The 5,934-nt window shown below is 64.4% G+C and carries 6 protein-coding genes; all 6 read left to right on the top strand.

Annotation, left to right across the window (positions count from 1 at the left end; genetic code table 11):
• Nucleotides 1–476 precede the first annotated feature (476 nt).
• The 6 genes from ACLQ6X_RS17025 to ACLQ6X_RS17000 all read left to right on the top strand — a co-directional run bounded on the left by ACLQ6X_RS17025 (nucleotide 477) and on the right by ACLQ6X_RS17000 (nucleotide 5,809).
• Complete coding sequence (locus tag ACLQ6X_RS17025) at nucleotides 477–1,139, top strand: flavodoxin (RefSeq protein ID WP_411701337.1); 663 nt, start codon at nucleotides 477–479, stop codon at nucleotides 1,137–1,139.
• Nucleotides 1,139–2,410, top strand: coding sequence for a hypothetical protein (locus ACLQ6X_RS17020; RefSeq protein ID WP_411701336.1), 1,272 nt, complete (start codon nucleotides 1,139–1,141; stop codon nucleotides 2,408–2,410). Before ACLQ6X_RS17025 ends, ACLQ6X_RS17020 begins: the two co-directional genes overlap by 1 nt.
• Before the next feature lie 150 nt (nucleotides 2,411–2,560).
• Nucleotides 2,561–3,079, top strand: coding sequence for a cyclophilin-like fold protein (locus ACLQ6X_RS17015; RefSeq protein WP_411701335.1), 519 nt, complete (start codon nucleotides 2,561–2,563; stop codon nucleotides 3,077–3,079).
• 47 nt (nucleotides 3,080–3,126) lie between these two features.
• Nucleotides 3,127–4,362 (top strand): MFS transporter, encoded by a 1,236-nt coding sequence (locus ACLQ6X_RS17010; RefSeq protein WP_411701334.1) that lies wholly within the window; start codon nucleotides 3,127–3,129, stop codon nucleotides 4,360–4,362.
• Between the two features lie 56 nt (nucleotides 4,363–4,418).
• On the top strand, nucleotides 4,419–5,462 hold the full coding sequence (locus tag ACLQ6X_RS17005) for an NAD(P)-dependent alcohol dehydrogenase (protein ID WP_411701333.1): 1,044 nt from the start codon (nucleotides 4,419–4,421) through the stop codon (nucleotides 5,460–5,462).
• A 20-nt stretch (nucleotides 5,463–5,482) separates the two neighbouring features.
• On the top strand, nucleotides 5,483–5,809 hold the full coding sequence (locus tag ACLQ6X_RS17000; RefSeq protein WP_411701332.1) for a carboxymuconolactone decarboxylase family protein: 327 nt from the start codon (nucleotides 5,483–5,485) through the stop codon (nucleotides 5,807–5,809).
• The last annotated feature ends 125 nt before the right edge of the window (nucleotides 5,810–5,934 follow it).

The following is a 5,934-nucleotide window of genomic DNA, read 5'->3' as shown; positions in this document are numbered from 1 at the left end:
CATCACCAGCGTCGCCCAGCCGAAAGCCGCCATGGGCGAGATCGCCGTGCAGAAGGTCATCGACGAGATCACCGAGGGCATCGGGCACGTGCACTCCAGCACGGTCTTCGCCCCGGCGCTCGTGTTCCGCGCTTCGGCCCCCCAGCTGCCCGCGGTGTGAACCCCGCCCGGCCCATCCCTAGTGCAGGATGACGTCCAGTCGTTGCAGAACGGAATGTTCGAGTGTCAGTCGCGACTCGGCGATCGCGTCATCGAGCTGACTCGTGCGGGGGCTCCGACGAAGAGTAATTGCTGATTCGTCGTCTCGTTCGTTCGCCAGCGTCCGGTTAGCCCGAGGTGGGGGGACCAGGTTCGCCCTCCCACCCGCACCCAACCGCCTCGTAGCGTTTGTTCAGCGGTGCTGCCCGGGCACCTGCCCGCGGGCACCGGCCTACCCCTACCGTGCTTGGAGGTCCTCCATGATCAATCGTCGCAAAATGCTCACTCTCCTCGGTCTCGGAGCAGCATCATTCGGAGGCCTCATCGCCCTCGATCAATCCACCTCGACCGGGCAAGCCCCGTCCAGAAGGACACCCCCGGTCGCCGCCCCTGCCGACAATAGTTCAGCAGCACCGGGCGCGGACGGGATCCTTACTATCTACTACTCCAAAACTGGCGCGAACTACCCGGACTTGGATCTCACTGTGGGAAACACTGCCCGAATCGCGGAGATGATTCGCGACCGAGTCGGAGGCGATGTGTTCGAGATCGTTCCGGAAACCCCGTATCCAGTCAACTACGACGAAACAGACCGGATGGCCGGTCAGGAGGAGGCGGAAAACCGATTCCGACCGGTCCGTGACGCACTCCCCGACGTGTCCGGATACCACACGGTGTTCGTCGGGCACCCTATCTGGTACGGAGAACAGCCGATGGTGGTCCAAACCTTCATGCGCGACCGGAATCTCGGGTCCGCAACTGTCGTGCCGTTTGTGACTCACGAAGGAACCGGGTTCGGGAACACCTTGGAGGTCATCGCTGATTTCTGGCCAGATGCGCAGGTCCTCGAAGGCTTTGAGGAGCGCGGCACCCAGGTGTACCGAGACCTCGACGGTGCCCGCAGGGACGTCAACCGGTGGCTAGAGAGAATCGGTTTCTGATGGCAGCAAGACTCGCTCTCTGGGCGACCGCCGTTGTCTTCCCCGTGCCGCTCGTGATTCTCATGAACGTGCAGATGGACGATGCAGGCCCGCTACGGTTCACCATCAGCCTCGGGCTAATCGCCTACAGCTGGTGGCTGCTGGCGATCCTTTTGAGCCTCCGTCCCCGGTGGCTCGACCGCCGCCTCGGCCTCAGCACCATCTACGCACTGCACGGCATGCTCGGTGTCGCAGCGCTCGTACCCGCGTATCTGCATCGGGAGAACACATTCGCTCCGACCGAGCTGGCACGCACGCTCGGCGACGTCGCGTTCTGGATCGCAGTCGGAGTGCTGCTGTGGTCCGTGCTGTTCATGAGCGGCTGGGTCACCGACCGTTCAGCGCCTGTCCGCCGTGCCCGTCAAACGCTGGAGCGAATATTCCGCCGCCGCCTGTCACTGTGGATCCACCGGCTCAACCTCGTGGTGGTGCTTCTGATCTGGCTGCACGTGCACCTCATCGAACGAATGACGCAGCATTTCGAATTCATGGTGCTTTTCGATGCGTACACCGTCGGTGCGCTGGGACTCTACGTCTGGAAGAAATGGGTCGCACCCGATGGATTCCTACTCGGAACGATTACCCAAAACGTCGCCTTGAACACCACCACGCGCGGTATAACCGTTGTCCTGGACCAGCCGTCTTACGCTTCGCGCCCAGGCGACTTCTACTTCATGAGGGTCGAGACTCCGGACAAGGCGTCCGAATGGCACCCGTTTTCCGCTACCGATGCCGGGCAGAAAGCTTTGATCTTCACAATCCGTCAGACCGGGGACTTCACGCGTTCGCTCGAAAAAATCGAGCCTGGAACCCGTGTGCGACTAGAGGGCCCTTTCGGACAATTCAACACTGTCTTGGAACGCCAAGACTCACAGGCACCCGTCGTGATGCTCGGCATGGGGGCCGGCGTCGCGCCGCTGCTCAGCCTCATCGCCGGTCACGCCCACCAGCGAAGAATCCGTCTTCTGTGGTCCATGCGCCAGCCAGAAGACGCGTACTACCGGGCAGAACTTTCTGAAAGGCAGGACATCGCTAACGGGAACCTTGCGGTGACCAGACAGATAGGCCGGTTCCGACCAGAGCAATTGCAAAAAGTTCTCACGGAAGAAGAAATCGTGTCCGGAACCTTCGTGCTGGTCGGACCCAATGCGGCCGTCCTCGCGCAACAGAGAACCCTCCGTCGCATCGGTGTCCGCTCCGCTCAGATCCACCACGAACGACTCACCATGTAAGCAGCAAGCCGGGCCCGAGCGCGGTCGCGCCGTATCGAGCGGCTCCGTCGCCGTGCCCTTTAGCCCAGATCGATCCCACACATTCACCCCACCCACGGAGCTGTCATGTCCCGCCCGAACCCCACCCCACGCCGGCCACGCCGCACGATCGTGGCCGCTATCTCTGTCATCGTCATCGGCGCCGCTTCGCAATTATCCGGCTGCGCCGCCGTCTTGGAAACGGAAAGCAGCGCACCCGCCACGAGCACCGGCACCCCGTCTGCTACGCCGCCCGCTCCTGCCTCCCCGACCGATCCCGCGCCCGCCGCCGACGTCTCGCAAATCACGATCACGATCGACGGCACGCGCTTCACGGGCACCCTCAATGACTCTGCTACCGCGCAAGACCTTGCCTCGCGTCTGCCCCTGACCGTCGAATTCGGACCCAACAACTCCGACGAGAAGGTTGCTCGCCTCGACACGCCCCTGTCGACGGACGGCGCTCCAGACAGCGACGACCCGCTGCCGGGAGAGATCGGCTACTACATCCCGTGGGATGCGCTCGTGCTCTACAACGGTGACGCGGGCGATGCCCCCGGCACCGTCCGTCTCGGCACGTTCGACATCGACCCCGCCCTCATCGCCGACCAGGACGGCACCTTCCCTGTGACGTTCGACGTCGCTCGGTAACCAGATTGATGAAATCACCACACCGAACTTCCGGAGGAAGCATCCCGATGACCACGAACACCGTCGACGCCACGTCCGACGTCGCCCCCGAGGCGGCGGTGCCGCAGAAGCCCCGACTGCCGCTGGTCGTCTACATCCTTGCCCTCGGCACCTTCCTGATGCTGACGACCGAGTTCGTCGTCGCCGGGATCCTGCCCGAGGTCGCCGACGATCTCCAGATCGGGCTCGGCCAGGCAGGCAGCCTCATCACAGTCTTCGCGGTCGGGATGATCATCGGCGCTCCCGTCATGGCAATCCTGACCATGCGAATGTCGAAAAGGCTCACCTTGGTCCTGGCTCTGATCGTGTTCATCCTCGGACACGTGATCGTCGCCCTCGCCGGCGACCTCGCGATGATCCTCGTCGCACGGTTCATCACCGCAATCGCGACCGGCGCGTTCTGGGCGGTAAGCGCCGTTGTCGCCACCCGAGTCGCCGGCCCCTCGACCGGCGCCCGAGCCATCGCGATCATCGGCGCCGGTGGGTCGTTGGCGATGGTGCTCGGCGTCCCGATCGGCGCGTTCATCGCCCAACTCGTCGGCTGGCGCGGAACCTTCTGGTTCCTTGCAGCTGCCGCGGCGATCGCCATCATCTTCATCGCACGTCTGGTCCCGAAGGACGACGCTGCACACGTCGCGTCTTCGGTCCGCACCCAGCTCGCCGGGCTGCGCTCGGGGCGCCTGTGGCTGGTTCTGCTGGCCTGCGCTACGACCACCGGAGGAGTGCTCGCGGCCTACACGTACATCAGCCCGATCCTCACCGAGCAGGCCTCCGTCCCCTACGCCCTCGTCCCGCTGGTACTGACCGGGTTCGGTATCGGCTCCTTCGTCGGCACGATTCTCGGCGGTCGCTTCGGCGACCGCCACCCGGGACGGATCACCATCGTCGTCCCGGCTGTCACCGCCCTGCTTCTGGTCGGGATCAGCTTCGCGACCGGCGCGCCCTTCGTCACCATCGTCCTGGTCGTCATCCTCGGCCTGTTCGGTCTGAGCGCCAACGGCGTCCTCATCCACCTCGCCGTCACCCACGCCGGGGAAGCCGCCACCCTCGGATCGGCGCTGGCTGTATCGGCATTCAACGTCGGCACCGCCATTGGGACGGCCATCGCCGGCATCGCACTCGCTACGCCCCTCGGCACACACGGCCCGGCGATAGTCGGAGCGGTCATCGTGACCTTCACCCTCATCCCCACCATCGGCCTCGCCGTGATGCGTCGCCGCGCCGCCGCCACGGCCACCGTCTGATACCCCCTCCCCGGTCACCCCAAAACCCACAACCCAAGGAACAGGACCACCGAATCATGACAACCACCGCACGTGCCTACGCAGCCACATCCCCCACCGCTCCCCTGGTGCCTACCACCGTCGAACGCCGGGCCGTCGGTGCGAACGATGTGCTGATCGATATTGCCTACGCCGGCGTCTGCCACTCTGACATCCACACGGTGCGCGGCGAGTGGGGTCCTATTGCCTACCCGCAGGTCGTCGGCCACGAGATCGTCGGCACGGTAGCGGAGGTCGGATCCAACGTGACTCGCCATCGTGTCGGCGACCGTGTCGGGGTCGGCTGCATGGTGAACTCCTGCCGCGAGTGCGTCAACTGCCTCGCCGGAATGGAGAACTACTGCCTGAAGGTCAGCACCGGCACCTACGCCAGTGTCGACCGCGACGGCACCGTCACCCAGGGCGGTTATTCCACGAGCATCGTGGTCGTCGAGGACTTTGTGCTCAGCGTGCCCGAAAGCATCCCCTACGAGGCTGCTGCACCGCTGCTCTGCGCCGGTATCACCACCTACTCGCCGCTCTCGCACTGGAACGCCGGCCCCGGCAAGAAAGTCGCCGTCGTGGGTATGGGCGGACTCGGCCACCTGGCCGTCAAAATCGCGCACGCCATGGGCGCCGACGTCACCGTGCTCTCTCAGACGCTCGGCAAGCAGGACGACGGATTGCGATTTGGCGCCGACCGCTACTACGTCACCAGCGACGCCTCGACTTTCGAGACCCTCGCCAACGAGTTCGACCTGATCGTCAACACGGTCAGCGCGCCGGTCGACCTGCAGCAGTACCTTTCCCTGCTTCGCCTCGACGGCACCATGGTCAACGTCGGAGCTCCCGCCGAGCCGTTGCCGATCTCCGTCTTCGGTCTGATGGGAAACCGTCGATCGTACGCGGCGTCCGGCATCGGCAGTATTGCCGAGACCCAGGAGATGCTCGACTTCTGCGCAGAGAACGCCATCGCCCCGGAGATCGAACTCATCGATGCGGCCCAGATCAATGAAGCCTACGAACGGGTATTGAAGTCGGATGTGCGCTACCGCTTCGTCATCGATACCGCCACGATCTGACCCACGGAGGAACTGACACCATGACCGACCAGCCAAAGCAGATCGGCGGCGGACGCCGCACCCTCGGCGACTTCGCGCCGAAGCTCGCCGCTCTCACCGACGACGTGCTGTTCGACGACGTATGGAACCGCCCAGAGCTCTCCGCCCGCGACCGCAGCCTGATCACCGTCGCAGTTCTGACCGCCGGTGGGCACACGGACCAGCTTGAATTCCACCTCGGCCGCGCGGTCGAGAACGGTGTCAACCGGGAGGAGCTGATCGAAACGATCACCCACGTCACGTTCTACGCCGGCTGGCCCAAGGGCATGGGCGCGATGGGCGTCGCCCAGAAGCTCTTCGCCGAATGACCGTGAACCGACGCCTGACGCCGGGCACTCCGGCAGAGAAGGAATGAACCAATGGAGATCCTCCCCACCACCCCGAGTGTGAAGAACCCGCCCGAACAGTTCGTCGGCGATGTATGGGTCGACCC

It is taken from the genome of Conyzicola sp. (assembly GCF_046714715.1).
Lineage (GTDB): Bacteria > Actinomycetota > Actinomycetes > Actinomycetales > Microbacteriaceae > Conyzicola.
The sequence above is the reverse complement of the archived record's forward strand: the minus strand, read 5'-3'. Positions and strand labels throughout refer to the sequence as shown.

Bases quoted from the DNA above. Each gene is read 5' to 3' on its own strand.
- ACLQ6X_RS17025 (WP_411701337.1), top strand. From the start codon at position 477: ATGCTCACTCTCCTCGGTCTCGGAGCAGCATCATTCGGAGGCCTCATC.
- ACLQ6X_RS17020 (WP_411701336.1), top strand. From the start codon at position 1,139: ATGGCAGCAAGACTCGCTCTCTGGGCGACCGCCGTTGTCTTCCCCGTG.
- ACLQ6X_RS17010 (WP_411701334.1), top strand. From the start codon at position 3,127: ATGACCACGAACACCGTCGACGCCACGTCCGACGTCGCCCCCGAGGCG.
- ACLQ6X_RS17005 (WP_411701333.1), top strand. From the start codon at position 4,419: ATGACAACCACCGCACGTGCCTACGCAGCCACATCCCCCACCGCTCCC.
- ACLQ6X_RS17000 (WP_411701332.1), top strand. From the start codon at position 5,483: ATGACCGACCAGCCAAAGCAGATCGGCGGCGGACGCCGCACCCTCGGC.